Source organism: Blastococcus sp. TF02A-26 (assembly GCF_003319125.1).
Taxonomy (GTDB): domain Bacteria; phylum Actinomycetota; class Actinomycetes; order Mycobacteriales; family Geodermatophilaceae; genus Trujillonella.
This window is the reverse complement of the sequence record NZ_QOHG01000003.1, coordinates 271,582-297,309: the sequence shown is the minus strand read 5'-3', so window position 1 is coordinate 297,309 and position 25,728 is coordinate 271,582. Positions and strand designations below refer to the sequence as shown.

Annotated in this window: 24 protein-coding genes; 12 read left to right on the top strand and 12 right to left on the bottom strand. The window is 75.6% G+C overall.

Features of this window, described 5'->3' with window-relative positions:
• Nucleotides 1-5: 5 nt before the first annotated feature.
• The gene (locus tag DQ240_RS05130) at nucleotides 6-548 is read right to left on the bottom strand and encodes a GNAT family N-acetyltransferase (protein ID WP_233498507.1); all 543 of its coding nucleotides are present in this window, start codon (nucleotides 546-548) and stop codon (nucleotides 6-8) included.
• A 64-nt stretch (nucleotides 549-612) separates the two neighbouring features.
• On the opposite strand from DQ240_RS05130, the gene DQ240_RS05125 reads away from it, so the two are divergent.
• The 4 genes from DQ240_RS05125 to DQ240_RS05110 are packed head-to-tail and all read left to right on the top strand — an operon-like array spanning nucleotide 613 to nucleotide 6,561.
• On the top strand, nucleotides 613-1,437 hold the full coding sequence (locus DQ240_RS05125; RefSeq protein WP_113838518.1) for an SDR family oxidoreductase: 825 nt from the start codon (nucleotides 613-615) through the stop codon (nucleotides 1,435-1,437).
• A gap of 43 nt (nucleotides 1,438-1,480) precedes the next feature.
• Nucleotides 1,481-2,563 (top strand): winged helix DNA-binding domain-containing protein, encoded by a 1,083-nt coding sequence (locus DQ240_RS05120; protein WP_113838517.1) that lies wholly within the window; start codon nucleotides 1,481-1,483, stop codon nucleotides 2,561-2,563.
• Nucleotides 2,564-2,605: 42 nt separating this feature from the next.
• A complete protein-coding gene (locus tag DQ240_RS05115) occupies nucleotides 2,606-4,690 on the top strand; it encodes a hydantoinase/oxoprolinase family protein (protein WP_113838516.1) in 2,085 nt (694 codons plus the stop codon).
• Complete coding sequence (locus DQ240_RS05110; protein ID WP_233498506.1) at nucleotides 4,687-6,561, top strand: hydantoinase B/oxoprolinase family protein; 1,875 nt, start codon at nucleotides 4,687-4,689, stop codon at nucleotides 6,559-6,561. Before DQ240_RS05115 ends, DQ240_RS05110 begins: the two co-directional genes overlap by 4 nt.
• Before the next feature lie 66 nt (nucleotides 6,562-6,627).
• Here DQ240_RS05110 and DQ240_RS05105 read toward each other — a convergent pair whose 3' ends face one another.
• Entirely contained in the window at nucleotides 6,628-7,023 is a 396-nt protein-coding gene (locus DQ240_RS05105) for a RidA family protein (protein WP_113838515.1), read from the bottom strand.
• A gap of 95 nt (nucleotides 7,024-7,118) precedes the next feature.
• On the opposite strand from DQ240_RS05105, the gene DQ240_RS05100 reads away from it, so the two are divergent.
• Together DQ240_RS05100 and DQ240_RS23200 are read left to right on the top strand one after the other, a co-directional pair.
• Nucleotides 7,119-8,087, top strand: coding sequence for a YafY family protein (locus DQ240_RS05100; RefSeq protein ID WP_113838514.1), 969 nt, complete (start codon nucleotides 7,119-7,121; stop codon nucleotides 8,085-8,087).
• A 29-nt stretch (nucleotides 8,088-8,116) separates the two neighbouring features.
• Nucleotides 8,117-8,269 carry a hypothetical protein gene (locus DQ240_RS23200; RefSeq protein WP_158548541.1) on the top strand — a complete coding sequence of 51 codons (153 nt, stop codon included), beginning with the start codon at nucleotides 8,117-8,119 and terminating at the stop codon, nucleotides 8,267-8,269.
• Here the strand turns inward: DQ240_RS23200 and DQ240_RS05095 are convergent.
• Nucleotides 8,258-9,037, bottom strand: coding sequence for a helix-turn-helix transcriptional regulator (locus DQ240_RS05095; protein ID WP_113838513.1), 780 nt, complete (start codon nucleotides 9,035-9,037; stop codon nucleotides 8,258-8,260). The two genes, DQ240_RS23200 and DQ240_RS05095, sit on opposite strands and share 12 nt — an antisense overlap.
• Nucleotides 9,038-9,124: 87 nt before the next feature.
• On the opposite strand from DQ240_RS05095, the gene DQ240_RS05090 reads away from it, so the two are divergent.
• Nucleotides 9,125-9,523, top strand: a complete 399-nt coding sequence (locus DQ240_RS05090; RefSeq protein WP_113838512.1) for a hypothetical protein — start codon at nucleotides 9,125-9,127, stop codon at nucleotides 9,521-9,523.
• 17 nt (nucleotides 9,524-9,540) lie between these two features.
• A complete protein-coding gene (locus tag DQ240_RS05085; protein ID WP_113838511.1) occupies nucleotides 9,541-9,906 on the top strand; it encodes a nuclear transport factor 2 family protein in 366 nt (121 codons plus the stop codon).
• Between the two features lie 48 nt (nucleotides 9,907-9,954).
• On the opposite strand, the gene DQ240_RS23550 is transcribed toward DQ240_RS05085, so the two are convergent.
• Together DQ240_RS23550 and DQ240_RS05080 are read right to left on the bottom strand one after the other, a co-directional pair.
• Entirely contained in the window at nucleotides 9,955-10,116 is a 162-nt protein-coding gene (locus tag DQ240_RS23550) for a hypothetical protein (protein WP_199589074.1), read from the bottom strand.
• Between the two features lie 87 nt (nucleotides 10,117-10,203).
• Entirely contained in the window at nucleotides 10,204-10,674 is a 471-nt protein-coding gene (locus DQ240_RS05080; RefSeq protein WP_158548539.1) for a DUF1992 domain-containing protein, read from the bottom strand.
• 37 nt (nucleotides 10,675-10,711) lie between these two features.
• Between DQ240_RS05080 and DQ240_RS05075 the strand changes: the two genes are divergently transcribed.
• The 4 genes from DQ240_RS05075 (at nucleotide 10,712) to DQ240_RS05060 (ending at nucleotide 14,322) form a co-directional block, all read left to right on the top strand.
• Nucleotides 10,712-11,257, top strand: a complete 546-nt coding sequence (locus DQ240_RS05075; protein ID WP_113838509.1) for an NUDIX hydrolase — start codon at nucleotides 10,712-10,714, stop codon at nucleotides 11,255-11,257.
• A 59-nt stretch (nucleotides 11,258-11,316) separates the two neighbouring features.
• Nucleotides 11,317-12,795, top strand: a complete 1,479-nt coding sequence (locus tag DQ240_RS05070) for a SulP family inorganic anion transporter (RefSeq protein ID WP_113838508.1) — start codon at nucleotides 11,317-11,319, stop codon at nucleotides 12,793-12,795.
• Nucleotides 12,795-13,190 carry a MerR family transcriptional regulator gene (locus DQ240_RS05065; RefSeq protein ID WP_113838507.1) on the top strand — a complete coding sequence of 132 codons (396 nt, stop codon included), beginning with the start codon at nucleotides 12,795-12,797 and terminating at the stop codon, nucleotides 13,188-13,190. Before DQ240_RS05070 ends, DQ240_RS05065 begins: the two co-directional genes overlap by 1 nt.
• Before the next feature lie 121 nt (nucleotides 13,191-13,311).
• A complete protein-coding gene (locus DQ240_RS05060) occupies nucleotides 13,312-14,322 on the top strand; it encodes an ATP-dependent DNA ligase (protein ID WP_113838592.1) in 1,011 nt (336 codons plus the stop codon).
• A 26-nt stretch (nucleotides 14,323-14,348) separates the two neighbouring features.
• On the opposite strand, the gene DQ240_RS05055 is transcribed toward DQ240_RS05060, so the two are convergent.
• From DQ240_RS05055 to aceB, 7 genes are all read right to left on the bottom strand, one after another.
• Entirely contained in the window at nucleotides 14,349-14,861 is a 513-nt protein-coding gene (locus DQ240_RS05055; RefSeq protein WP_113838506.1) for a MarR family winged helix-turn-helix transcriptional regulator, read from the bottom strand.
• A 7-nt stretch (nucleotides 14,862-14,868) separates the two neighbouring features.
• Nucleotides 14,869-15,702 carry an SDR family oxidoreductase gene (locus tag DQ240_RS05050; protein WP_113838505.1) on the bottom strand — a complete coding sequence of 278 codons (834 nt, stop codon included), beginning with the start codon at nucleotides 15,700-15,702 and terminating at the stop codon, nucleotides 14,869-14,871.
• 63 nt (nucleotides 15,703-15,765) lie between these two features.
• Nucleotides 15,766-16,785, bottom strand: a complete 1,020-nt coding sequence (locus DQ240_RS05045; protein WP_158548537.1) for a sensor histidine kinase — start codon at nucleotides 16,783-16,785, stop codon at nucleotides 15,766-15,768.
• 165 nt (nucleotides 16,786-16,950) lie between these two features.
• Nucleotides 16,951-22,053 carry a SpoIIE family protein phosphatase gene (locus tag DQ240_RS05040; protein ID WP_113838503.1) on the bottom strand — a complete coding sequence of 1,701 codons (5,103 nt, stop codon included), beginning with the start codon at nucleotides 22,051-22,053 and terminating at the stop codon, nucleotides 16,951-16,953.
• Nucleotides 22,054-22,113: 60 nt separating this feature from the next.
• On the bottom strand, nucleotides 22,114-22,794 hold the full coding sequence (locus DQ240_RS05035) for a DUF5701 family protein (RefSeq protein WP_113838502.1): 681 nt from the start codon (nucleotides 22,792-22,794) through the stop codon (nucleotides 22,114-22,116).
• 113 nt (nucleotides 22,795-22,907) lie between these two features.
• Entirely contained in the window at nucleotides 22,908-24,122 is a 1,215-nt protein-coding gene (locus DQ240_RS05030) for an aldolase (protein ID WP_113838501.1), read from the bottom strand.
• Nucleotides 24,122-25,693, bottom strand: coding sequence for a malate synthase A (gene aceB / locus DQ240_RS05025; RefSeq protein WP_113838500.1), 1,572 nt, complete (start codon nucleotides 25,691-25,693; stop codon nucleotides 24,122-24,124). The genes DQ240_RS05030 and aceB overlap by 1 nt, the downstream gene beginning before the upstream one ends.
• Nucleotides 25,694-25,728 lie beyond the last annotated feature (35 nt).

Genomic DNA, 25,728 nt, shown 5'->3' with positions numbered 1-25,728 from the left:
GCGGCTCACCGGCCGATGCGGTAGACGGCGTGGTCGGGCGGGTCGATCGGGTTGTCCGGCTCCAGCGGCCCCTCGGCGACGCGGGTGAACCCGGCCCGCTCCAGCGCCCGCCACGAGGCGACGTTGCCCGCCGCCACCGGGACGACGACGTCGCGCGCCGCCGGGTACCGCGCCCACCCCTCGGCGACGAACGCCGCGATCGTCGCCCCGCCGACCCCTCGGCCGCGCATCGCCGGCTCCCCGATCAGGTAGTCGATGCTCAGCGCCCCCTCCGGCACGGGGTACACCGGCGCCAGCTCCGCGATGTACTGCGGGTTGTCGGCGAACGTGTAGCGCTGGAGCAATCCGTAGGGCCGGCCGTCGGCGCAGGCCAGCTCGACCTCGGTGGGGTCGGCGCCGTCGAGCACCGGTCCGAAGTCGGTCTCGACCGCCTCCGGGGACGGGTCGTGCGCCCACCACCGCGCGACCAGCGGCTCGGCCAGCCATCGGCACAGCAGCGGGAGGTCGGCACGCGTCAGCGGGCGGAACGACACCTCGATGCCCGGCACCCGGCTGAGCGTAGGAGCCCCCGCGGGACAGCGGGGAGAGCTGCGCAGGGGTAGAGAAGAGGCCATGTCGAAGACCTGGTTCATCACCGGCGCCTCGCGCGGGTTCGGCCGCGAGTGGGCCACCGCCGCCCTCGAGCGCGGCGACTCCGTGGCCGCCACCGCGCGCGACACCGCCACCCTCGACGACCTCGTGCAGCGCTTCGGGGACGCCGTCCTGCCCCTGCAGCTGGACGTCACCGATCGCGAGGCCGGCACCGCCGCCGTCCGCCGTGCCCACGACACCTTCGGCCGGCTCGACGTGGTCGTGAACAACGCGGGCTACGGCCTGTTCGGCATGGTCGAGGAGGTGTCGGAGGCCGAGGTCCGCGCGCAGTTCGACGCCAACGTCTTCGGCGCGCTGTGGATCACCCAGGCCGCGCTGCCGCTCATGCGGGCGCAGGGCTCGGGCCACGTGCTCCAGGTCAGCTCGATCGGCGGGATCGTCGCGCTGCCCAACCTCGGCGTCTACAACGCCTCGAAGTGGGCGCTGGAGGCCTTCAGCCAGTCGCTGGCCACCGAGGTCGCGCAGTTTGGCATCAAGGTCACGATCATCGAGCCGGCCGGCTACTCCACCGACTGGTCCGGCTCCTCGGCGCAGCACGCGGAGCCGAACCCGGCCTACGACGAGTTCCGGGGCAAGGTGATGGCCGGTCGCGCCAAGGCCGCGCAGTCCGCGGGCGACCCGGCCGCCACCGCCGCCGCCGTCCTCCAGCTGGTCGACGCCGACGAGCCGCCGCTCCGGGTCTTCTTCGGCAAGGCCCCGCTGGCCATGGCGACCAAGGAGTACGAGCGGCGGCTGGCCACCTGGCGAGAGTGGGAGCAGCTGTCGATCGCCGCGCACGGCGGCTGATCGCGGCCACGTCCTTGCACCGATCGGTCCTACGGTGCCTGCCATGACGCTCACCGCGACCGCCGCCGAGGTCCTCGGCGCCCGCATCCGGGCGCAGCAGCTGGACCGCGACGCCGGGACGACCGGCGACACCGCCGTCCTCGACATCGGCGTCCAGGACACCGGTCCCGACGGCGGGCTCTGGGCGCTCGCCCTGCGGGGCGTGCGCCCGGAGCCCGGCGAGCTGTCGAGCGTCTGGACGATCCGCGGCGCGCCGCACCTCTACCGGCGGGCCGACCTGCCGGCGGTGGCCGCGGCGACGGCGCCGTTCTCCGAGGCCGACGCCGCCAAGCGGATCTTCGACGGCGCCAAGCCGCTCAAGGCGGCGGGCATCCCGGTGCTGACCGCGCTGGACACGGTCGCCGGGGCGATGCGCTCGATCGTGAGCGCCCCCATGGTCAAGGGGGAGATGCCCGGCCGGCTCCGCGAGGTGCTCGACGAGCCCTACCTGCGCTACTGCCGCCCCTGCGACGCGGTGCACGCCTACGAGCAGACGTTCCGGCTGTCGGCGCTGCGGGCGGGGCTGGAGCTGCAGCCGGGCACGTCCCCGCCGGTGCTGCAGCCGGTGCCCGGGCTGGTCCCGGCCGAGGAGGTGCCCGAGCGGTTCGACGTCGTCCGCGCCTACCTGCGACTGCTCGGCCCGGCCACCCCGCAGCACGTCGCCGGATACCTCGACGCCCCCGTCAAGGAGGTCAGGGCGCGCTGGCCCGCCGATGCCGTTGAGGTCGACGTCGACGGGGAGCGGCGCTGGACCCTCGACGCCGACGGTCTCGACGCCCCGCCTCCGGCCGTCACCCGCCTGCTCGGGCCCTTCGACCTCTTCCTCCAGGGCCGCGACCGCGAGCTGATCGCCCCCGACCCGGCGCACCGCACGGCCCTGTGGCCGGTGCTGGGCCGGCCGGGCGCGGTCCTCGCCGGGGGCGGGATCGCCGGGCTGTGGCGGCCGCGCAAGGCAGGGTCCTCGATGACCGTGGCCGTCGAGCTGTGGGCCCCGGCGACGGCGGCCCTGCGGCGCGCGGTGCAGGAGCAGGCCGAGCGGCTGGCCGCCTTCCGCGCGGTGGGGCTGAAGGCGGTCGAGTTCGGCTGACGGGTCTGTCCCGACGGGTTCCTCAGCCCTAAGGTATCGACCATGAGCGCCCCTCCCGCCGCGCGCCGGATCCGCATCGGCATCGACACCGGGGGCACCTTCACCGACGTCGTCGCCGTCGACGAGGAGACCGGGCGGACGGCGACCACCAAGACGCCGTCCACGCCCGCCGACCCGGCCGAGGGGTTCCTCGCCGGCGTCCGCAAGGTGCTCGACCTGATGGACCTGCCCGGCGAAGCGGTCACCGCCGTCAGCCACGGGACGACGGTCGCCACGAACCAGCTGCTCGAGGGCAAGCTCGACCGGATCGGCTTCATCACCACCGAGGGCTACGAGTCGGTGCTGGAGATCGCCCGCCAGTCGGTGCCCGACGGCTACGGCAACAGCTACTTCTGGGTCAAGCCGCCGCGGATCGTCCCGGCCGACCTCGTCCGCACCGTGCGCGGCCGGCTGGACGTGACGGGCGAGGAGGTCCGGCCCTTCGACCGGGACGACGCCGTCGCCGCCGCCCGCTTCTTCCGCGACGCCGGCATCAGCACGGTCGGCGTCTGCTTCCTGCACTCCTACGCGAACGACGCCCACGAGCGGGCGATGCTCGAGGTGCTCCGCGAGGAGCTCCCCGGCGCGGTGGTGTCGCTGAGCTCCGAGGTGCTGCGCGAGTACCGCGAGTACGAGCGCTCGGTGACAACGCTGGTCGACGCGGCGGTCAAGCCGCGGGTCGGCGCCTACGTCACGAACATCCGCCGGCGGCTGGACGAGATCGCGCCGGGCGTGCCGTTCTACGTGATGAAGAGCAACGGCGGTGTGCTGTCGGCCGAGGAGGTCGTGCACCAGCCGATCACCACGATGCTGTCCGGCCCGGCCGCGGGGGCGCTGGGCGCCGCGCTGATCGCCGGCGCGGCCGGCTTCGACCGGGTGCTGACCTGCGACGGCGGCGGGACCTCCACCGACGTCACGGTCGTCGTCGACGGCGAGCCGACGCTCACCACCGAGGGCTCGGTCGGCGCGTACCCGTCGAAGATCCCGATGATCGACGTCGTCACCGTCGGCGCCGGCGGCGGCTCGATCGCCTGGCTGTCGCCCGAGGGCACGCTCAAGGTGGGCCCGCAGTCGGCCGGCGCCGACCCCGGCCCGATCTGCTACCCGTCCGGCGGCGACCGGCCGACCGTCACCGACGCGCACGTCGTGCTGGGCCGGATCCCCCCGCACCTGCTCGGCGGGGAGATCCCGCTGTCGGTGGACGCCGCCCGTGCCGGCCTCGCCGCCCTCGGCGAGACCCTCGACCTGTCGCTGGAGCGCACCGCCACCGGCATCCTCGAGATCTCGGCGTGGAACCAGGCGAACGCGCTGCGCCAGGTGACGGTGGCCCGGGGCCTCGACGTCCGGGACTTCACGCTCACCACGTTCGGCGGCTCGGGCTCGCTGCTGGCCTGCCGGCTGATGGACGTCCTCGGCCTCCCCCGCACGCTGGTGCCGCCGAACCCGGGCAACGTCAGCGCCTTCGGGCTGCTCACCGTCGACGTCCGCAACGACTACGTGCAGACGGTGGTCTCCAAGCACGCCGATCTCGACCTCAGCCGGGTGCGCACGGTGTACGCCGGGCTGGAGGACCGCGCCCGCGCCGCGCTGGACGGCGAGGGGTTCGCGCGCGCCGACCAGCGCATGCAGCGGACGGCGGACCTGCGCTACGTCGGCCAGGCGTTCGAGGTCCGCGTGCCGGTGACCGACGGCGACCTCGACGCCGCGGCCGCCGAGGAGGTCGCGCAGGCCTTCCACGCCGCGCACCGGCAGCTGTACGGCTACGACTTCGCCGACGACCCGCGCCAGGCGGTCGAGTGGGTGAACCTGCGGGTGAGCGGGATCGGGCCGATCCGCCGTCCGGACCTGGTCGAGCTGCCGCCGGGCCAGGGCGGGACGGACCGGGCCGTCACGGGTTCTCGGCGGGTGTTCTTCGACGACTGGGTGGACACGCCCACCTACGACCGGCCGCGGCTCGCGCCGGGCGACGTGGTGGCCGGACCGGCCATCATCGAGGAGTTCGGCTCGACCGTGCCGGTGCACCCGGGCTTCCGCGCCACCGTCGACCCGCACGGCAACCTGCTGCTCACCAAGGAAGACGCCTCGTGACCGAGCAGAAGGTGGACGCCGACCCGGTCCTCGTCGAGATCGTCGCGGGCACGCTCGCCGCGATCGAGCGCGAGGTGGAGACGGCGATCGGGCGCACCTCGCGCTCGCCGATGATCCGCGACGCCCACGACTTCCGCGCCGGCATCCACGACCGGCAGCTGCGCAAGCTCACCGGCCGCTCGTACTCGGCGCTGGTGCAGCCGGTGGTGCGCGACTACCCGATCGAGACGATGAACGTCGGCGACGTCTACTTCCACAACGACGTCTACCTGTCCGAGGGCGGGATCGGGCACCTGCCCGACCTCTGCGTCACCGTGCCGGTGTTCGCCGGCAACCCCGACACCGGAGCGCCGGAGGTGGTGGCGTTCGTGCAGGCCTTCGGCCACCACGACGACATCGGCGGCGCGGTGCCCGGCTCGATGCCGTCGGCGGCGACCTCGGTGTTCGAGGAGGGCCTGATGGTCCCGCCGATCAAGCTGTGGGACCGGGGCGTGCCCAACGAGAGCGCGCTGAAGATCATGACGCGCAACTCCCGGATGCCCGACTCGCTGGCCGCCGACCTGGACGCGGAGTGCTCGGCCTGCCTGGCCGGCGCCCGGCGGCTGGGCGAGCTGTTCGACCGGTACGGCGTCGCCGCGGTGGAGGCCTGCTTCGAGGCGATCCTGAGCAACTCCACCGAGGTCTACCGGCGGGAGATCCTGAGCCAGATCCCCGACGGCACCTACGTCTGGGAGGACTACGCCGAGCACGACGGGGTCGAGGAGCCCAAGCTCCACCGCCAGCGGATCACGCTGACCATGGACTCCTCCGCCGACGTGCCGCTGGTCATCGACTTCACCGGCACCGGCCCCCAGGCCAAGGGCCCGATCAACCACTGCGGCGACTACGCCGACGGCAACTTCCTCAAGAAGTGGCTGGCGCCGATCCTGCGCAACCTCGCCGCGACGCCGGAGCGGATGGCGCAGCTGGACGTCAACGAGGGCGTCGTCCCCCTGATCGAGATGCGCTTCCCGGAGAAGGGCACGCTGCTGACGCCGATCTTCCCGGCGCCCACCAACGCGCGGACCTTCGTCATCCTCCGGCTGCTCGGCGTGCTCGCGGGCGTGCTGGCCAAGGCAACCGGCGGCCGGATGCCCGCCGACCAGGAGACGATCCGCTACACCGGCGTCTACGGCACCGATCACGACGGCAACCCGTACCTCATGCGCGAGGTGCTCGGCGGCGGCTCGGGCGGCCGGTACTACGCCGACGGCGAGGACACCATCCACGTCGTCCCCGACTCCCGGAACCTGCCCACCGAGTTCACCGAGTCCCGCTTCCCGCTGAGGGTGGAGCGGCTCGGCCTGGCCATGGACTCCGGCGGGCCCGGGCGCCACCGCGGTGGCTGCGGCTACGAGAAGCACATCCGGGTGCTGCGCGACGCCCACTTCATGTCGATCGCCGACCGCTCGATCCTCGCCTGCTGGGGCGTCAACGGCGGCAGGGCCGGACGGCCGTTCCAGATCACCGTCGACCCGGGCGGACCCGGCGAACACGACGTGGACGCCCTCGCCGACGCCGAGCCGCTGCCGGCCGGCACCGTCGTCCGGATCCGGACCACCGGGGGCGGGGGCTGGGGCGACCCGCTGGACCGCCCGGTCGAGGAGGTGTTGCGCGACATCGCGTGGCGCAAGGTCTCCGTGGCCGGCGCCCGCGAGGACTACGGCGTCGTGGTCCTCGACGACGGCTCGGCCGACGAGGCGGCGACGGCGGCGCTCCGGGACGAGATGCGCGCGGCCCGCACCGGCGAGCAGCCGTTCTTCGACCGCGGCCCCGGCTACGCGAGGCTCTCCGGCGGCGCTGCGTTCAACGAGTTCGACGTCCTCCGGTAGTACCTCCGCGGACGCTCGTGCTCTGCCCCGTATGTGGGGCAGAGCACGAGCGTTCCGGGCGGAACCTCAGGCGACCGCGGTGCCCTCCAGCTCGACCAGGAGGGAGGGGATCGCCAGCCGGGTCACGCCCAGCAGGGTGCTGCTCGCCGCCACGCCGGCCGCACCCAGCCGCCCGGCCAGCACGCCGTAGTGCTCCAGGAGCAGGTCGACGTCGGTCGTGTAGACGGTCAGCCGGACGAGGTCGGCCAGCGACATGCCGGCCCTGGCGAGGACCGCCTCCAGGTTGTCCAGGCTCAGCGCCAACTGGGCCGCCATGTCCCCCTCGTGCTGCGGGACGCCGTCGCCGCTCGTCGCCGTCTGCCCCGCGCAGTACAGCGTCCGGCCGTGCCCCGAGACGAGCTCTCCCTGGTCGTAGCCGAGTGCCTCCGACCACGGCCACGGGTTCACCCTCGTCCGCTCCATGCCCACGTCTCCTCCATCCGCTCGATCGGTGTCGTGGGAGCAGACTGCCGACGAATCACGACACCCTCTGTCGTGATTGGCCGTACGTTCTCCGCGTGCGTGCCGACCGGCTGGTGGCGCTGATCCTGCTGCTGCGCCAGCGCGGTCGGTTGTCCGCGGCCGCCCTGGCCCGCGAGCTCGAGGTGTCCACCCGCACGGTGCTCCGGGACGTCGAGGCGCTGTCGGCTGCCGGGGTCCCGGTCTACGCCGAGCGCGGCCGGCACGGCGGCTTCGCGCTGCTGCCGGGGTTCCGGACCGAGCTCACCGGGCTCGACGCCGAGGAGGCGCTCGCGCTGCTGGTCGCCGGGTCCCGGGCCGGCGCGCAGGCGTTCGGCCTCGGATCGGCCCTGGCCACGGCGATGCTCAAGGTGGTCGACGCGCTCCCCGACAGCCACCGGGACGCAGCGGTCGGGATGACCGCCCGCCTGCTCGTGGACCCGGAGACCGACCTGCTCGAGCGCCGCGCGGAGCCCGAGGAGGTCCCCGACGCCGTCGTGGCCGAGGTGCGGCGGGCGGTGATCCACGGGCACCGGCTGCGCATCCGCTACGCCGCGCTGGACCAGCCGCCGCGGGAACGCACGGTGGACCCGATCGGCCTCGTCACCGTCCGCGGGCAGGGGTACCTCCTGGCCCGGCGCGCCGGCGAGGACCGGACGTACCGGCTGTCCCGGGTGCTGGCCGCCGAGGAGCTCGACGAACCCGCACAGCGGCCGGACCAGGTCGATCTGGAGGGGATCTGGCGCGAGCGCGGCACGAGGTTCCGGACCGGCGGGGACCGGGTCGCGGTCACCCTCCTCCTGACCCCGGCCCGGCGCGACGAGCTGGTGGGCACCGCCCTCGCCGTCGGCACGGAGCGGGTCGATCCCGACGGCCGGCTGCGGCTGGAGGTCACCTTCCAGGACGTCCGGCACGCGCTCTGGGCGATGTGGCGGCTCGCCACCGACGCGGAGGTCCTCGACCCGCCGGAGCTGCGCACCGCGCTGCGCGACCGCGCCGCCGCGATCGCCGCCCGCTACGGCGACTGATCCCGGCCGGGAGAGGGCAGGGACGCGGCATGAGCGGACCGCGCGAGGAGACCGAGACCGGGGAGCACGGGGAGGGGGGCAACAACCTCCGCCCGGGCCAGTACGACGAGGGCGGGCACGGCGGCATGGCCACCCGCGAGCTGGAGGCGAAGGAGGCCGAGGAGGCCCGGTCAGCCGACTGAGGCCCGCAGCGCCTCGGCCGTCGCCGCGTCGGCGGGCAGGAACGCCTCGACGCTCAGCTCCGCGGCGGTCACGTCCACGGCGGTGCCGAAGGTGGTCACCGTGCTGACGAACGAGAGCACGCCGTCGTCGGTGCGCAGCCGCAGCGGGACGACGATGCCGTCGGGCGTCGTCCGGTCGGTGCCGCCGGGCAGCGCGGCCAGCTCGCGGTGCAGCGCCGCCAGGGCGGGGTCCCCGGTCAGCGCCGCCTCGCGGCCCAGCCGGTGCAGCACGTGCCCCCGCCACTGCGGCAGGTTCCCGATCCGCGGGGCCAGCCCGTCGGGGTGCAGGCTGAGCCGCAGCACGTTGACCGGCGGCTCGAGCAGGTACGGGGCCGCGCCCGCGGTGAGCAGGTCGACCGTCGCGTTCGCCATCACCAGCTCCCAGGAGCGGTCGACCACGAGGGCCGGGTACGGCTCGTAGGCACGGAGCACCAGGTCCAGCGCCCGGGTGACCGCGGCCATGTCCGGGTGGTCCAGCCCGCGGTGCCCGTAGGCAGGGGCGAAACCGGCGGCCAGCAGCAGCTCGTTGCGCTCCCGCAGCGGCACCTCGAGCTGGTCGGCGAGGTGCAGCACCATCTCGCGGCTGGGCCGGGCACGTCCGGTCTCGACGAAGCTGAGGTGCCGGGTCGAGACGCCCGCCTCGCTGGCCAGGTCGAGCTGGGAGAGCCGGCGACGGCGGCGCCAGTCGCGCAGCAGGTCGCCCACGGGCGGGCGGACGGCGGTGGTCACGCCGCGGACGCTAGCGAGGCCGGGAGCCGCCGTCGCTTACCCCGGAGGTAATCGACGCCGTTCCCTGCGGCCGCGACGTTTCCCGGCATGACGATGACCACCGCCACCCGCCGCCCCCTCGACCTGCTCCGCCTGGCGCTGCGCCTCGACGCCGCCGTCACCGGGGCCAACGGCGCCGCGTACCTGCTCGCGGCACCGCTCCTGCACGACCTGCTCGGCGCCCCTCCCGGGACGCTGCGCGGGCTCGGCGCCTTCCTGCTCGCCTACGGCGTCGCCGTCGCCCTGGTCGCGGCCCGCCCGGCCGTGCCCGCCGTCGCCACCGAGGCCGTCGTCGCGGCCAACGCGCTGTGGGCGGCCGGCAGCGTCGCCGTCGTCGTCGCCGGGGTGCTCTCGCTCACCGGCGTGGGGACGGCGTGGGTGCTCCTGCAGGCCGCCGTCGTCGCGGGCTTCGCCGCCGTCCAGCTCACCGCCCTCCGCCGCTCCTGAGATCCGAGGAGACCGACATGACCGCCACCGCCGCTCACGCCGAGCGCTACATCGCCGCCTGGAACCAGACCGATCCCGCGGCCCGGCGCAGGGCCGTCGCCGAGGTGTTCAGCCCCGACGCCCGCTACACCGATCCCCTGGTCGACGCCGAGGGGCGCGCGGCCATCGAGGCGACGATCGCCGCCGTCCAGCAGCAGTTCCCCGGCTTCGTCTTCCGGCTGGCCGGACCCGCCGACGCCCACCACGACCAGCTGCGTTTCACGTGGCACCTCGGCCCGGAGGGCGACGAGCCGCCGATCACCGGGTTCGACGTCGCGGTCGTCGACGCCGACGGACGGATCCGCACCGTCCTCGGCTTCCTCGACCGGGTGCCGACGTCCTGAGGGAGACGACCCCGGCCACCCCTCTCCGGAGGGGTGGCCGGGGTGCGTTCAGGTCAGGGGCTCGGTGGGGCCGGGCGAGGGCTTCGCCTCGTCCCCCGTGGTCTCCTCGCCGGGATCGGTGGCGCCCGCGACGTCCTCGGGCGCGGTCGGGGTCTCCTCCTCGACGTTCCTCCGGGCCTGGTCGCGATCGGTGCCTGGTACCTCGGACATGACGGTCCTCTCGTCGGAACGGACACGCCCTGCCTACCCCCGGCCGTGATCCCGACGCGGGCGTTCGCCAGGGGCACAACCGCGGGATCACCCGCGGCGCCACCACCGCCGGCGCGGCGCCGGCGGGGGCTGCTCGACCGGTGGCGGGGGCGGCGGCCGGTGCGCCGTCCAGTGCCCGACGAGCCCCTCGACGTCAGCCAGGCCCGGCACCGCCGCCCAGCGGCTCTCCGCCGGCCGCCGCCAGAAGGCCTCCACCCGCGCGTTGTAGTCCTCCGCCACCGCCCGGACGGCGTCCTCGCTCGGCAGCCGCAGCACGCGCTCGGGCAGCTCGTCGCGCTCGCGGCGCAGCCGCAGGCCCGGCGGCAGCATGTCCGCGGTCTGCACGCCCTCGCGGCGGGCCTTGGCCAGCGCCCAGTCGTAGGCCGTCTGCTCGGGATCGATCTGCAGCGGCTTCCCCGCGCCGGGCAGGCCGGTGAACGCGCCGCGCTCCTGGGCCTGCCGGATCTGCTGCTCCACCCAGGTCTCGAACGAGACGCCCTGGGGTTTCCGGTCGGTCATCGGGTCCCATGGTCCCCGTTCTGCGAGGCTCGGGCACATGCGCCAGACCAGCAGCCGGGAGGTCTACCGGAACCCGTGGATCCGCGTCCGGGAGGACACCGTCGAGCTCGTCGACGGGTCCTCCAGCATCTACGGCGTCGTCGAGAAGGCGGACTTCGCCCTCGTCCTCGCCTGGGAACGCGACGGTCTCTGGCTGGTCGAGCAGTACCGCCACCCCGTCGGCCGCCGGGCGTGGGAGTTCCCCCAGGGCGGCTGGCCGCAGGGCGCCGGCGGGACGCCGGAGGAGCTGGCCCGGGCCGAGCTCGCCGAGGAGACCGGTCTGCGCGCGGGCGAGCTGCGCCACCTGGGCCACCTGGACCTCGCCTCCGGCCTGTCCACGCAGGAGTTCGACGTCTGGCTGGCGACCGACCTCACCCCCGGTCCCACCGCCCGCGAGGCCAGCGAGGCCGACATGCGGCACGCGTTCGTGTCCGAGGCCGAGCTGCGCGCGATGATCGGCGACGGCCGGTTCACCGACAGCCCCTCGCTCGCCGGCTACGCGCTGCTCCTGCTCGACCGGGCGGGCCGGCCACCCGCCACGTGACGGACCTCGCACCACTCGACCCTCACGTGAGAGGAGAGTTGCAGGCAGAGTGGGACCACGTGCCTCCCGCCCCCCCCGCCCTGCGCGCGGCCCGTCCCGCCTGGCTCTCCCCGCGCGTCGCCCGCACCGAGGTGCTGGCCGGCCTCGTCGTCGCCCTGGCCCTGATCCCCGAGGCGATCAGCTTCTCGATCCTGGCCGGCGTCGACCCGCGCGTGGGCCTGTTCGCCTCGTTCACCATGGCCGTGGTCATCGCGTTCGCCGGCGGGCGACCCGCCATGATCAGCGCGGCGACCGGGGCGATCGCCCTCGTGGTGGCACCACTCGTCGCCGATCACGGGCTGTCGTACCTGATCGCCGCGGTCATCCTGGGCGGGGCGTTCCAGATCGTCCTGGCCGTCGCCGGCGTCGCGCGGCTCATGCGGTTCGTGCCGCGCAGCGTCATGGTCGGGTTCGTCAACGCGCTGGCGATCCTCATCTTCAGCGCCCAGGTGACCCACCTGGTCGACGTCCCGTGGCTGGTCTACCCGATGGTCGCGGCCGGCCTCGGGATCATCTTCGGTCTGCCCCGACTGACCAGCGCCGTCCCCGCGCCGCTCGTCGCGATCGTCGTGCTGACCGGCCTCACGGTGCTGGCCGGCTGGGAGCTGCCCGACGTCGGGGACGAGGGCGCACTGCCCGACAGCCTGCCGTTCCTCGTGCTCCCCGACGTCCCGCTGACCTGGGAGACGCTGACCATCATCGCCCCGTACGCGCTGGGCGTCGCCTTCGTCGGGCTCATGGAGTCGCTGATGACGGCGAAGCTGGTCGACGACATCACCGACACCTCCTCCGACAAGACGCGGGAGTCCTGGGGGCAGGGCGTGGCCAACATCGTCACCGGCTTCTTCGGCGGCATGGGCGGCTGCGCGATGATCGGCCAGACGATGATCAACGTGAAGGCCTCCGGTGCCCGCACCCGGCTCTCGACCTTCCTCGCCGGCGTCTTCCTGCTGGTGCTGGTCGTCGCCCTCGGGGACGTCGTCAGCGTCATCCCGATGGCCGCCCTGGTCGCCGTGATGGTCTTCGTGTCCATCGCGACGTTCGACTGGCACAGCCTGCGCACGATCCACCGCATGCCCCGCAGCGAGACGACGGTGATGCTCTCGACCGTCGCGGTCACGCTCGTGACGCACAACCTGGCGATCGGTGTCGGCGTCGGCGTGCTCGTCGCCTGCGTGCTCTTCGCCCGACGCGTCGCCCACGTCGTCGAGGTCGAGCGGGTCGTCGAGGGCGACACGGCGCGGTACACCGTCGACGGCGCACTGTTCTTCGCCTCGAGCAACGACCTCTACACCCAGTTCGAGTACGCCCAGGACCCCCCGCGGGTCGTGATCGACCTCTCGAACGCCCACGTGTGGGACGCCTCCACGGTCGCGGCGCTCGATGCGATCTCGCACAAGTACGAGACGCGGGGCAGGCAGGTGGAGATCGTCGGTCTCGAGGGTCACTCCGCCGCGCGCTACGAGCGGCACAGCGGCCAGCTCGCCGGGTCGCACTGATGGGCCGGCTGGTGCAGATCGGCCCGGTCGCCGAGCGGACCGGGCTCAGCCTGCGCACCATCCGCTTCTACGAGGAGAGCGGCCTGGTCGTGCCGAGCGCCCGGTCCGAGGGCGGGTTCCGCCTCTACAGCGACGACGACGTCGCCCGGCTCGAGGTGATCAAGCGGATGAAGCCGCTCGGGTTCGCCCTCGAGGAGATGCGCGAGCTGCTCACACTCGTCGACGACCTCGCCGTCGCCACCGGTCCCGAGCGCGACCGGCTGGTCGACCGGCTGCGGATGTTCCACGAAGCGGCCCGGGTACGCGTGGAGGCCCTGCGGACCGAGCTCGCCGTCGCCGAGGACTTCGCCGCGCACCTGGCCGGGCAGCTCTCCGCCGTGCCCGACCGCCCGTAGGAGCGTTTCGCGCGCGGAAGTCCATGGGGGACGACGCGGAGCGTGGCGACCCTCCACCGAACGGGTGATCCGGTCCGCGGGGGCGCTGCGGCGGTCCCGGTCAGCCCGCAGGCTGGCCGTCGTGCCCTCGACCGCCGCCGGCCTGCCGGACCTGCCGCCGGACCTGGCCGGCCCGGTGGCGGTGCAGCTGGCCAAGCCGGCCCGGACCCTGCCCGCGGCGGCCGGGCTGCCCGGCGGCTGCCTGTACGAGCCCAAGTGGGACGGCTACCGGCTGGTCGTCGTCCGGAGCGCGCGCAGCACCCGGCTGTGGTCGAAGCAGGGCCGTGACCTCACCGACCGCTTCCCCGACGTCGCCGCCGCCGCACTGGTCCAGCTGCCCGCCGGCACCGTCGTCGACGGCGAGGTCGTCATCTGGCACGACGACCGGCTGGACTTCGGCCTGCTCCAGAAGCGGATGGTGACCGCGCCCGGCCGCATCGCCGCGCAGGTCGCGGCCGCACCGGCGTCCTACGTGGCGTTCGACCTGCTCGCCGCCGGCGGCACCGACCAGCGCCGTCGCACCCTCCGGCAGCGCCGCGCGGAGCTGGAGCGGCTCGCGCAGCGCTGGGCGCCCCCGTTCCAGCTCTCCCCCGTCACCGCCGACCCGGCCGAGGCGCAGCAGTGGTCGCGCGACTTCCGCGTCGCCGGCGTCGAGGGGCTGGTCGCCAAGGGCGCCGGCACCCGGTACGCGCCCGGCCGGCGGGAGTGGGTCAAGGTCAAGTCCTGGGAGACGACCGAGGTGGTCGCCGGCGGCGTCATCGGCCCGATCGACCGGCCGAGCCAGCTGGTCGCCGGCCGGTACCGGGACGGCGAGCTGGTCGTCGTCGGCCGCACCAGCCCGCTGACCCCCGCCGCCGCCGCGGAGCTGGCCGCCGTCCTCTCCCCCGCCGACGCCGACCACCCCTGGCCGGACCGCATCGGCACCGGCCGCTTCGGCGGCGGGCGGCTCAGCGTCCCGCTCACCCGCGTGCGCCCCGACGTCGTCGTCGAGGTCAGCGCCGACGCCGCGCTGCAGGCCGGCGTCTTCCGTCACCCCCTGCGGTTCGTGCGGACCCGCCCGGACCTGCGCCCGGAGGACGTCCCCGGGCTATGACGTCGCGGGCCTCCGGGCCCCGCTCGTCACGGACGCTCCGGCAGCCGGCCCAGCGAGACCAGGAACCGGCGCAGCAGGCCCGCCAGCTGCTCCAGCTCGGCGGCGGAGAGGCCGGCGAGGAGCCGGCGCTCGGTCTCCAGGTGGTCCGGCAGCGCGGCGTCCAGCGCCTCGCGCCCGGCGTCGGTCAGCGTGACGACGACGCCCCGGCCGTCGGACTCGCTGCGGGTACGGGTGATCAGCCCGCGCTCCTCCAGCCGGTCCAGCCGCTGCGTGATGGCCCCGGAGGTCACCAGCGCCGTCCGCATGAGCGCGGTGGGCGTGAGCTGGTACGGCGGCCCGGCGCGGCGCAGCGCGGCGAGGACGTCGAAGGCGGGTGCGTCCAGGTCGTGGCGGGCGAAGGTGGCCCGCTGCGCGAGGTGGACCTCGCGCTGCAGCTGGGTGATCCGGCCGATGACCCCCATGGGCGAGCAGTCGAGGTCGGGCCGCTCCCGCGCCCACTGCTCGAGGATCAGGTCGACGGAGTCGGCCGGTTCGCTCATGCGCTGATCATGCAGATGCCAGCACGTCCGCCAGGTGCTCGGCGTACGAGCGGGGCGGTCGGCCCAGGAGCGCGGTCGCCACGCGGGGGCTGCCGACGAACCCGTGCGCGCGGTAGTGGTCGAGCATCAGCCGGCGGCAGCGCGCCCGGTAGGAGACGGGCACGTCACCGGCAGGGATCACGTCCTCGGCGACGACCTCGCGTCCGAGCGCCTCGCCGATCAGCTCCGCCATCCGCGGCGCGGTGAGGGGCTCGGGGCCGGCGACCTCGAAGGTGCCGCCGTCCAGACCGTCCTCGGTGAGCAGCACGGCCGCGGACTCTCCGACGTCGGCGACGTCGACCAGCGACTGCGCCGTCCGCAGCCCCCAGAAGCTGCGCAGGACGCCGGTGTCGGCGGCCCGCTGCACCTCCTCGTCGAGGTTCTGCGCGTACGCGCACGGCTGGAGCACCCGCCAGGCGACGCCCGCGCGGTCGAGGGCCTCCTGGGCGCGGTCCTTGGCCGTGTGGTGCGGCATCGAGTGGGCCTGCGGGCGCAGGACGGAGTGGTAGACGACGCGCCCCACCCCCGCCCGCCGGGCCTCGGCGAACAGGGCGGTCGCACCCTCGGCCTCGTCCGGGTCGAAGTTGGGCCAGATCAGGTACAGCGCGTCGGCCCCGGCGAGGACGCCGCTCCAGGCCAGCGGCTGGGTCAGCTCGGCCACGACGACGTCGGCGCCGAGCTCCTCCAGCTCCGGACGGGGCCCCCGGCGCCCCACCACGGCGCGCACCGGGAGGTCCCGCGCCCGCAGCGCGCGGACGACGGCCCGGCCCGTCTGGCCACCGGCGGCCGTCACCACGATCACGCCGCTAGCTGAACAGTGCGCGACCACCGGGGTCAAATCACGGGCAGGGCCCGGCGCGGCGGCTCAGGAGCGGGCGGACGGGACCAGCGCGGTGCCCAGCCGGACGGTGAGCCCGGGCCCGCCGGGCAGCAGGTCGACGGAGTCCCAGAGCTTGCGGGCCAGCCACAGGCCCATGCCGCCGTGCGCGAGGTCGTCCCCGTGGGCGGGCTGGAACCCGGCCAGCGGGTCGTCGTAGCCCCGCCCGGAGTCGGTGACCGTGCAGATCAGCCGCCGCCGGTCGCCCCACAACCGCACCGACACCGGCGGGCGCCCGTGCCGGAAGGCGTTCGCCATCACCTCGGCCACCGCCAGCAGCAGGTCCTCCCGCTGGTCGACGTCGGGCACCGCGGTCTCCAGCGCCGTCCGCACCCGTCCGCGCAGCTCGGCCAGCGCCGTGGCACCGTCCACCGCCAGCAGGGGGGCCAGGTCCTCGACCGGCTCCCGCGGCACCGGCAGCGCGCGCAGGTAGGACGTCGGCTCGCGGTAGCCGCGGTTGTCCACGACGTCGCTGCCGGTCATCAGCTGTGGGTGGGCGGCGACCGCCTGCGCGAGCAGCGGGCCGGACACGACCGCGGTGTCCAGCACGCACAGCACCGACAGCGCCGAGCCGGCGAGGACGGCGTTGCACGACACCTCGTAGCGCAGCCACTCCCGTGCCCCGCCCGGCACCTCGGCCACGGTGCTCTGCCCGATCACCCGCAGCCGGCCGGACGGGGTGTCCGCGGCGCGCCGCAGGCCGCGGCGGACCGCCACGTAGGCCTCGGGGATCCGGGTGCCGTGCAGGCACAGGCGGGGATCCTGCTCGATCGGCGCGGCCCGCATGCCCAGGGGCGCGGTCACGGTCTCGGCCAGTTCCGGCGAGCAGGCCAGGACGACGAGGTCCCCGGCCCGCAGCCCCTCCTCCAGGAAGGGGGTGGTCGCCGCGAGCAGGGTGTCCGCCGAGTCGTACAGCGCCGCGGCGTGCCCCTGTCCCGCGGCGGCACCGGGCCAGCCGCGGGCCGGGGGCGCGGCGCGCGTCACGCCGTCCTCAGCGGTTCCGTTCACCTGTTCCTCGACACCTGCAGGGCCGGGTGTACCGGCCGACCGGAGAGCATTCTGCGACACGGACCGGGCGCAGGAGGCACCAGGTCCGCATCGCCGTCTGCCCGGGGCCGTCCGTGCCGAAACCGGACGCGCGGCTGCGTCCACCCGTCCGGGGGAGCCGCGCGGTCAGTCACCGTCCCCCACGAGGCCGTCCGGCAGCCCCGACAGCCGCAGGACCCGCTCCGCGGCGCTCCCGGGCATCGTGCGTACGTGGACGCGACCGCCGGCGGCGCGCACGGCCGCCGCGGTCTCCAGCAGCAGCCCGACCCCGGCGCTGGCCAGGTAGCCCACCCGCCGGAGGTCGAGCTCCAGCACCCCGCCGGCCCCCGCGGCGGCGGCGAGGACGTCGCCGCGCAGCCGGGACACCGCGGCGAGGTCGAGCTCGCCGGCGAGCTCCAGCACCGGGCCGGGGCGCACCGCGAGGGTCGCCTCCCCGTCCTCGGGGACGGGTTCGGCAGGCGGCGGGTCCACGACGGCGGCGTCCGCCGGTGCGGGGACGATCCGGAAGAGGACCTCGGTGCCGCCGCCCGGCGCCGGCCCGATGCCGACGTCGGAGGCCAGCGCGCCGATCAGCTCGAGCCCGCGTCCCCGGAAGCCCTTGTCCGCCGGCGGCGGCCGCCAGGTGCCGTTGTCCCGCACCCGCACACGGATCGAGCCGTCCGGGTCCCGGTCCAGCGAGTACTCGCACTCGCCCTCCTGGCCCGACCCTGCGTAGGCGTGCTCGACGGCGTTGGCCAGGGCCTCGCCCAGGGCGAGCTGCAGGTCGTCGACGCTGTCGGCGGGCACGCCGGCGGCCGCGGTCCACGCCGTGACGGTGCGGCGGATCCGGCTCAGCCGCGCCGGGTCGGCGGCCAGCCGCTCCGCCAGCGGCGGCGGCAGGACGCGGGCGGCGATGACGGCCACGTCGTCGGGCCGGTCGGTGTCGGCGAGGACGTCGGCGAGCAGGTGCCGGACGAGCAGCTCCGGATCGTCCGCGGCGTGCCGCCCGGCGGCGTCGGTGATCCGCGCCAGGCCGGCGTCGAGCGACTCGCCGCGGCGCTCGACGAGGCCGTCGGTGTAGAGCACCAGCGTCGTCCCCGGCGCGACCTCGGCCGTCCCCTCGGTGTAGGCCGCCCGGTCGGGGACGCCGAGGACCGAGCCGGACCCGGCGCCGTCCAGCGGCGTCACGCCCTCCCCGGTCACCAGCAAGGGCGGCGGGTGCCCCGCCCGGGCCCACCGGACCCGGCCGGCGGCCCGGTCGACGACGAGGCAGGCGGCGCTGGAGGCGAGCGCGCCGGGCAGCCGGGCGGCGAACCGGTCGAGCAGCTCCAGGGCGGCGGCCGGCGGGCAGCCCTGCAGGAGCGCGGCGGACAGCGCGCTGCGCAGCTGCCCCATGACGGCTGCCGCCGAGGGCCCCTGGCCGACGACGTCGCCGACGGCGATGGCCACCCGGTCGGCGTCGAGCTCCACGACGTCGTACCAGTCCCCGCCGGCCGAGCTGCCCACGGCGCCGGGCAGGTACTCGGCGGCCAGCGCGAGCCCGGCCAGCGGCGGGAGCGCGGCGGGCAGCAGGCTGCGCTGCAGCGTGGTGGCGATGTCGAGCTCCGCCCGGTACAGGCGGGCGCGGTCGAGGGCCAGCGCGATCTGCTCCGCCACGGCCAGCAGCAGGTCCCGCTCCCTGTCGGGGAACGAGTGCGCACCGCGGAACGCCAGACCCAGCACCCCGAGCACCCGCCCACCCGCGGTGAGCGGGACCGCCGCCGCCGCGGCGAGGGGGGCGGCCAGGATGCTGCGGACCTGGCCGTCGGTCAGCCCCTCGCGCTGCACCAGCCGCTCGTCGGCCGTCTCCACCCACTGCGGCCGGCCGGTGGTCACGGCGGTGGCGAGCGCGATCGGTGAGCTCAGCGGGATCGCGGTCCAGGCGGCCCGTTCCCCTGTGTCGTCGCTGGTCCCCCCGCTCATCGCGAGCGCGACGAGCGCCCGCTGCGCGGGGTCGACCTCGTAGACGCCGACCCGTCCGCCGTCGGTGGTCAGGCCGGTGAGCGCGGAGGCGGCCACCCCGGCGACCTCCGCCGGCGTGGTCGCCGCCGAGAGCTCGGCGGTGACCCGCTGCAGGACGGCCAGCCGCCGGGCCGTGGCCCGCTCCTCGGCGAGCAGGAGCACGTTGTCCACGGCCAGCGCTGCGCGGGCCGCGACCTCCTCGACCAGGGCGCGGTCGTCCTCGTCGAAGGGGAGGGAGTCCGCCTGCCGGGCCAGGCCGAGGACGGCCAGGACCCGCCCGCCGGCCGACAGCGGCACGGCCATCCCCGAGCCCACGGCCACCGCGTCGGCGACGTCGGCCCGGCCGGGCGGCGGCCAGGGCAGCTGGGCGGCGAGGACGGTCCGACCGGTCCTGATCACCTCGGGGCCGAAGCCCGTCTCCGGGCTGAGGCTCGCGACGGCCGCCTCGGCGGCGGGATCGAGCCCGGCGATGCCGGCGAACCGCAGCCGGCCCTCCTCGTCGACCACTCGGGCGGTGGCCACGTCGGCGATCCGGCGGTCGACGAGCAGCCGGGAGAGCGCGGACAGCTGCCCGTCGACCGTGCGCTCCCGCTCCAGGACGCCGCCGACCTCGGCCAGCAGCGCCAGCCGCTCGGTCTCCCGGTGCCGCGCGCTGATGTCGGTGCAGACGCCGACGTAGCCGGCGGCGGCCCGGCCGACGCCGATCGGGACGGCGCGCTCGAGCAGCCAGGCGTACGCGCCGTCGGCGCGGCGGAGCCGGAACTCCACCTCCCAGCCGCGCTCCTCGGCCCGCGCGGCGGTCACCTCCGCGCGGTACCGCTCGCGGTCGTCGGGGTGCACCCCGACCGCCCACCCGTCGCCGAGCTCGGCGCCGGCGTCGCGGCCGGTGAAGGCGGTCCAGCCGGCGTTGACCAGCAGCCGCCCGCCCTCGCGGTCGGACACCCAGATGAGCGCCGGCGCCAGGTCGGCGATCGCGGTGAACCGCTCCTCCGCCTCGCGGCGCGCCCGCCCCAGGTGCACGTGCGCGCCGACCCGGGCCAGCAGCTCCTGGGCGGCGAAGGGCTTGACCAGGTAGTCGTCGGCCCCCGCGGCGAGGCCCTCGACGGCGGCCTCCTCGCCGGCGCGGGCGGAGAGCAGCAGCACGGGCACCCGCGAGGTCCGCGGGTCGGCGCGCAGCTCGGCCAGCAGCTCCATCCCGTCGAGCACTGGCATCATCACGTCGCTGACGACGAGGTCCGGCGGCGCGGCGCGGGCGGCGTCGAGGGCCTGCTGCCCGTCGGCCACCGCGGTGACCGCGTAGCGGGGGGCGAGCAGCCGCACCAGGTAGCCCCGCATGTCGGCGTTGTCGTCGGCCACGAGCACCCGGCCGGCCGGCGCGGCCGCTGCGCCGTCGGGCACCTCGGGCCGCGGGGTCTCGTCGGCGTCGTCGGCCGCGGGCAGCCAGCGCAGCGCCTCGGTGACGAACGGGGTGGCCGCCCCCGAGACCGCGGGCGCGTCCGGCGTGGGCGGGGCGAGCCGCTCCTCGGGCAGGTGGGCGGTGCCCACGGGGAGGGTCACCGTGAACGTCGTCCCGGCGCCGGGCGAGCTCTGCGCCGTCACGGTGCCGCCGTGCAGGCCCACGAGCTCCCGGACCATCGCCAGCCCGATGCCGCTGCCCTCGCCGGACCGCGAGCGGGCACCGGCGACCCGCGTGAAGCGCTCGAACAGGCGGGGCAGCTCCGCCTCGGGGATCCCGATGCCGGTGTCGGCGACGGTGAGCACCGCCCCCTCGGCGCCGGCGCGGAGCCGGACGGTGATCCCGCCCTCGAAGGTGTGCTTGAGCGCGTTGGAGAGGAGGTTGAGGACGACCTTCTCCCACATGTCCCGGTCGACGTGCACCGGCTCGGGCAGTGGGGCGCAGTCCACGACGTAGTCCAGGCCGGCCCGCGCGACGGCGGAGCGGAAGACGCTGGCCAGCTCGCTGGTGGCCGCGGCGAGGTCGACGGGCTCGAAGCGGGCGTCGATCCGGCCGGCCTGCAGCCGCGAGAAGTCCAGCAGGGTGTTGACCAGCTTGCCCAGCCGCTGGGCGTTGCGCTCGATGACCTCGAGCTCCTCGCGGACGCGGGAGGCCGAGAGGTCCTCGGCGGCCCGCAGGTCGGCGATCGGGCCCATGATCAGCGTGAGCGGGGTGCGGAACTCGTGGCTCACGTTGCTGAAGAAGTCGGTCTTGGCCCGGTCCAGCTCGGCCAGCGCCTCGGCGCGCTCGCGCTCGGCCTCGTAGCTGTCGGCGTTGATCAGCGCGGCGGAGATCTGGTGGGCGACGAGCCCGACGAAGCCGGCGTAGCCCTCGTCGTACGGACGGTGCGGGTTCAGCCCGACGGCGAGGAAGCCGGCCAGGTCCTCCGGCCCCTGCCCGGACGTCGTCAGCGGGACGACGGCGGCCCGGTCCGGAGCGCGGTCCCAGGCGCCGGAGGGCAGGTCCGGGAAGCGGGCGCGGAGACCGTCGACGACGAGCGGGGAGCCGGCGCGCAGGGTCGACTCGGGGTCGCGGCGGGGGTCGTCGAGGGCGAGGACGGTCGGCAGGATCCCGGCCTCGGGATCGATCCCCGCGGTGGCGCCGAGGCGGGCGGTGCCGTCGTCGTCGTACAGGTAGACGGCACTGAAGGGGAGGTCGGCGAGGTTGTCGGCGAGCTGTCCGCCGGCCGCCGCGAGGACCTGCTGCCGGGTGCGGGCCGGGGCCAGCGCCGCGGAGAGGTCGCGCAGGGTCGCCATCCGCCGCTCGCCGATGACCTGGTCGGTGGTCTCGGTGACGACGCAGAACAGACCCTCGGTGCGACCGTCGTCGCCGTCCAGGGGGCTGTAGGAGAAGGTGTGGTAGGTCTCCTCGGGGAAGCCCCTGCGCTCCAGGAAGAGCAGCAGGTCCTCGTCCCAGGTGGCCACCCCGGTGTCGAGCACCGACCGCACGCGCGGCTCGATGTCGTGCCAGATCTCGGCCCAGACCTCCGACGCCGGCCGGCCCAGCGCCCACGGGTGCTTGCTCTGCAGGGTGTCCCGCAGGTAGGCGTCGTTGTAGAGGAAGGCCAGCTCCGGGCCCCAGCCGGCCCACATCGCGAAGCGCGACGTGAGCATGATCCGGACGGTGTTGCGCAGCGCCGCGGGCCACTCCTCGGGAGGTCCCAGGGCGGTCTCGGCCCAGTCGCGGCCGGCCATCGCCTCGCCGAGGTCTCCGCCACCGGCGAACAGGCTCCGGCGCAGTGCGTCGTCCGTCACCGGGGCATCACGCAGGGATCGTAGGCAGACCCGACGGCGACCCGCCCGGGTGCCGCGCGATCAGGTCGACGCGCCGGACCCGCGCTCGGCCGGCGCCGGTCCGCCGGTGACCCGTGCCGACGCCGAGGCGGTGCCCAGCCCGGTGTGCGGCGCACCCTCGTGGCACCAGCCCAGCCGTGGGCGCTCCCCGTCGAGGCACAGCGCCGGCACCCGCTCGTCGCCCGCACGGGATCCCAGCAGCGAGTAGCAGCCGCGGGAGCGGAGCACCCCCGGATCGGAGACGAGCAGGGCCAGCCCCTCGGCCAGGGTGAGCGGGGTGCGGCCGGCCACGGCGAGCCGGGGAGCGACGTCGCGCGGCGGCACGTCGAGGGTGTCCGCGCCCACCTCGACGTCGACCAGGAGGTAGGGGACGGGTGGCACGGCCAGCCCCGGCAGCGGCCGGAAGCGGGCGAGGTCCGCGGCGTCGATCGTGCTGGACCCGCCCCCCTCGGCGGTCGGCACCGCGGCGAGGACGTCGAGCACCGGCACGTCGGGGACGACGACCACGAACGGGACGCCGGTCCCCCGTGCCGTCTCGGGCAGGACGTCGCGCAGCGGCTCGCAGCAGGCCCGGAAGCACTCCTCGGCCAGGCCCAGCAGCGCCGGCAGGCCGGTGGCGACCAGGGCGTGCACCTGCCGGTCGAACTCGAGCTCGACGGCGGTGGCGGGAGGGAGCGCCGGGAGTGCGGGAAGCGCGGACACGGGGTCTCCTGCTCGTGGACGACGACGGTGCGCCGGCGTCCTGCTCCCCCGACCGGCGCGTCCCCCTGCGGCCGTGGAGTCTGCCCCACCGCGACCCTCACGTCACGGCCAGGTCACGACCGGCCGGGCGGGCGGCCTCCCACCGCGGCGAGGTCGGCCACCCGGCGCTCCGTGGCGGCCTCGACCTCGGGCACGTCGAGGGCGCCGCAGTCCAGGCCGCGCAGCACGACGCCGGCCAGCGCACGAGCGGTCGCCGGCTCGTCCAGCACCCCGCCGTCCACCCGGTCCAGGTAGGCGGCCAGACGGGCGGCGGCGGCCGGCAGCGCGGCCCGGAAGAAGGCGTAGGTGGCGGCGTAGCGGGTGACCAGCTGGGCCGGGTGCAGGTCCCACCCCTGGTAGAGCCCGCGTTCCAGCGCGCGCCGCACCAGGCCGGCGTGCAGCCGCCAGGCCGCGTGCACCTGCTCCGTCGTGCCCACCGGGAGCACGTTCGTCGAGCCGTCGACGGCGACCGCGCCGGTGCCGGCGACCGCGACCTGCATGAGGTCCTTGGCGAGGTCGGCGGCGGGGTGGTCCGAGGCCTGGTGGGCGGCGGCGATGCCGAGGGCGGCGCTGTAGTCGTAGGTGCCGTAGTGCAGGCCGGTCAGCCGCGGGCCGGCGGCGTGCGCCATCCGGGCCAGCGCGACCGTGCCGTCGGGGGCGAGCACCGCCTGCGGGGTCTCGATCTGGAGCTCGAGGTCGAGGACCGTGCCGTGCGCGGACTCCAGCGCGTCGAGGACCGGGAGGAACGCCCGCACCTGCTCGACGTCGGTGACCTTGGGCAGCGTGACCGTGACCCGGGTGCCACGGGGCAGCCGGCCGAGGAAGAGGTCGAGGGTCCGGACGCCGCGGCGCCGGGTCGCCTCCTCCAGCGACTTGGCGCGGATGCCGACCGACGCCGGGGCGGCACCGGCCGCCAGGTCCGCGGCGACGACGTCCGCGGCGGCGCGCACGTCGTCGTCCTCCCGCTCGGGCCCGCCGCGGTAGCCGTCCTCGGCGTCGACCCGCAGGTCCTCGACCGGTTCGCCGGCGAGCTTGGCGCGCACCCGCGGCTCGACCTGCTCGGCCAGCTCCGGGTCCAGCCCGAGGTCGGGCAGGCCGTGCTCGTCGAGCGCGGCGAGGGCGGCGGCGCCCCACGTGGCCGCGAGCCCGGGGACGACGGCGTCGGCCGGGACGTAGCAGGTGTGCACCGGCTGCCGGCCCGGCCGCGCGCCGGGGTAGGCGGCCAGCCGGGCCGCGTCGACCGGGGCCAGCCGCCGGTCCAGCTCGGCGTAGACGTCGTCCCCGAGCATCAATCGACCAGCTCGTAGGCGGGCAGGGTGAGGAAGTCGGGGAAGTCCTCGGCCAGCGCGACCTGCTCGAACAGCTGCCGCGCGTCGTCGAGGTGCGGCAGCTCGCCGATGCCGGCCACCTCCTCGCCGACCACCCGGCGGACCAGCTCCCGGGTCACGGTGTCGCCGGTGTCGAGGACGACCTCGTTGTGCACCCACTGCCACACCTGCGAGCGGCTGATCTCGGCGGTGGCGGCGTCCTCCATCAGCCCGTGGATGCCGACCGCGCCGTTGCCGCCCAGCCAGGCCGCCAGGTAGCGGATCGCCACCTCGACGTTCGAGCGCAGCCCGGCCATCGTGCGGTCCCCCGGCACCCCCTCCACGTCGAGCAGCTGCGTCGGGGTCACGCTCACCTCGGGGCGCTGGCGGTCCAGCTGGTTGGGCCTGTCGCCGAGCACCGCGTCGAACGCCTCCCGGCAGACGGGGACCAGGTCGGGGTGGGCGACCCACGACCCGTCGAAGCCGTCGCCGGCCTCGCGGGTCTTGTCCTCGCGGACCTTCGCCAGCGCCCGCTCGTTCGCCTCGGCGTCGCGCCGGCTCGGGATCGCCGCGGCCATCCCACCGATCGCCATGGCGCCGCGCCGGTGGCAGACCGCGACGAGCTGGTCGGTGTAGGCGCGCATCATCGGCGCGGTCATGGTCACCGCGCCGCGGTCGGGGAGGACGAAGTGCGGCCCGGCGTCGCGGAAGGTCTTGATGACGCTGAACAGGTAGTCCCAGCGGCCGGCGTTCAGGCCGGTGGCGTGGCTGCCCAGCGCGTGCAGCATCTCCTCCATCTCGAACGCCGCCGGGATGGTCTCGATCAGCATCGTGGCGCGGATCGAGCCGCCCGGGAGCCCGAGCGCCTGCTCGGCGTGGTCGAAGACCAGGGCCCACAGCCCCGCCTCGAGGCGGCCCTCCATCTTCGGCAGGTAGAAGTACGGGCCGCTGCCGCGGTCGAGCTGCTCCCGCGCGTTGTGGAACAGGTACAGCCCGGCGTCGACCAGGGCGCCGACCGTGGGCTCGCCGTCGACCAGGAGGTGCCGCTCGGGCAGGTGCCAGCCGCGCGGGCGGGGCACGATCGTGGGCAGCCGGCCGTCCTCGCGCAGCCGGTACTCCCGGCCCTCCGGCGTGGTGAACGCCAGCGTCCGGCGGACGGCGTCGCGCAGCACCACCTGCCCGCCGACGACGTTGCGCCAGTGCGGGGTGTTGGCGTCCTCGAGGTCGGCCAGCCAGACGTCGGCGCCGCAGTTGAGGGCGTTGACCGCCATCTTGGGCTCGGTCGGGCCGGTGATCTCGACGCGCCGGTCGACCAGGCCCGGCGGCGGCGGGGGCACCCGCCAGTCCCCGTCCCGGATCTCCGCCGTCCCGGGGCGGACGTCGACGGTGCCGGCGGCGGCGATCTCCGCACGCCGGGCGTCCCGGGCGGCGAGCATCGCGTCGCGCTGCGCGCCGAAGCGGGTCTGCAGGTCCGCGACGAAGGCCAGCGCCTCCGGGGTGAGCACCTCCGCCGAGCGGTCGACGTCCGGTCCGACCACACGTACGTCGGTCATCAGGCCTCCTGTAGCCGAGCCGGGCTGGCATCCTC

Bases quoted from the DNA above. Each gene is read 5' to 3' on its own strand.
- DQ240_RS05085 (WP_113838511.1), top strand. From the start codon at position 9,541: ATGACCGCCACCGCCGCTCACGCCGAGCGCTACATCGCCGCCTGGAAC.
- DQ240_RS23200 (WP_158548541.1), top strand. From the start codon at position 8,117: ATGAGCGGACCGCGCGAGGAGACCGAGACCGGGGAGCACGGGGAGGGG.
- DQ240_RS05115 (WP_113838516.1), top strand. From the start codon at position 2,606: ATGAGCGCCCCTCCCGCCGCGCGCCGGATCCGCATCGGCATCGACACC.
- DQ240_RS05080 (WP_158548539.1), bottom strand. From the start codon at position 10,674: ATGACCGACCGGAAACCCCAGGGCGTCTCGTTCGAGACCTGGGTGGAG.
- DQ240_RS05120 (WP_113838517.1), top strand. From the start codon at position 1,481: ATGACGCTCACCGCGACCGCCGCCGAGGTCCTCGGCGCCCGCATCCGG.
- DQ240_RS05065 (WP_113838507.1), top strand. From the start codon at position 12,795: ATGGGCCGGCTGGTGCAGATCGGCCCGGTCGCCGAGCGGACCGGGCTC.
- DQ240_RS23550 (WP_199589074.1), bottom strand. From the start codon at position 10,116: ATGTCCGAGGTACCAGGCACCGATCGCGACCAGGCCCGGAGGAACGTC.
- aceB (WP_113838500.1), bottom strand. From the start codon at position 25,693: ATGACCGACGTACGTGTGGTCGGACCGGACGTCGACCGCTCGGCGGAG.
- DQ240_RS05105 (WP_113838515.1), bottom strand. From the start codon at position 7,023: ATGGAGCGGACGAGGGTGAACCCGTGGCCGTGGTCGGAGGCACTCGGC.
- DQ240_RS05090 (WP_113838512.1), top strand. From the start codon at position 9,125: ATGACGATGACCACCGCCACCCGCCGCCCCCTCGACCTGCTCCGCCTG.
- DQ240_RS05125 (WP_113838518.1), top strand. From the start codon at position 613: ATGTCGAAGACCTGGTTCATCACCGGCGCCTCGCGCGGGTTCGGCCGC.
- DQ240_RS05055 (WP_113838506.1), bottom strand. From the start codon at position 14,861: ATGAGCGAACCGGCCGACTCCGTCGACCTGATCCTCGAGCAGTGGGCG.
- DQ240_RS05030 (WP_113838501.1), bottom strand. From the start codon at position 24,122: ATGCTCGGGGACGACGTCTACGCCGAGCTGGACCGGCGGCTGGCCCCG.
- DQ240_RS05075 (WP_113838509.1), top strand. From the start codon at position 10,712: ATGCGCCAGACCAGCAGCCGGGAGGTCTACCGGAACCCGTGGATCCGC.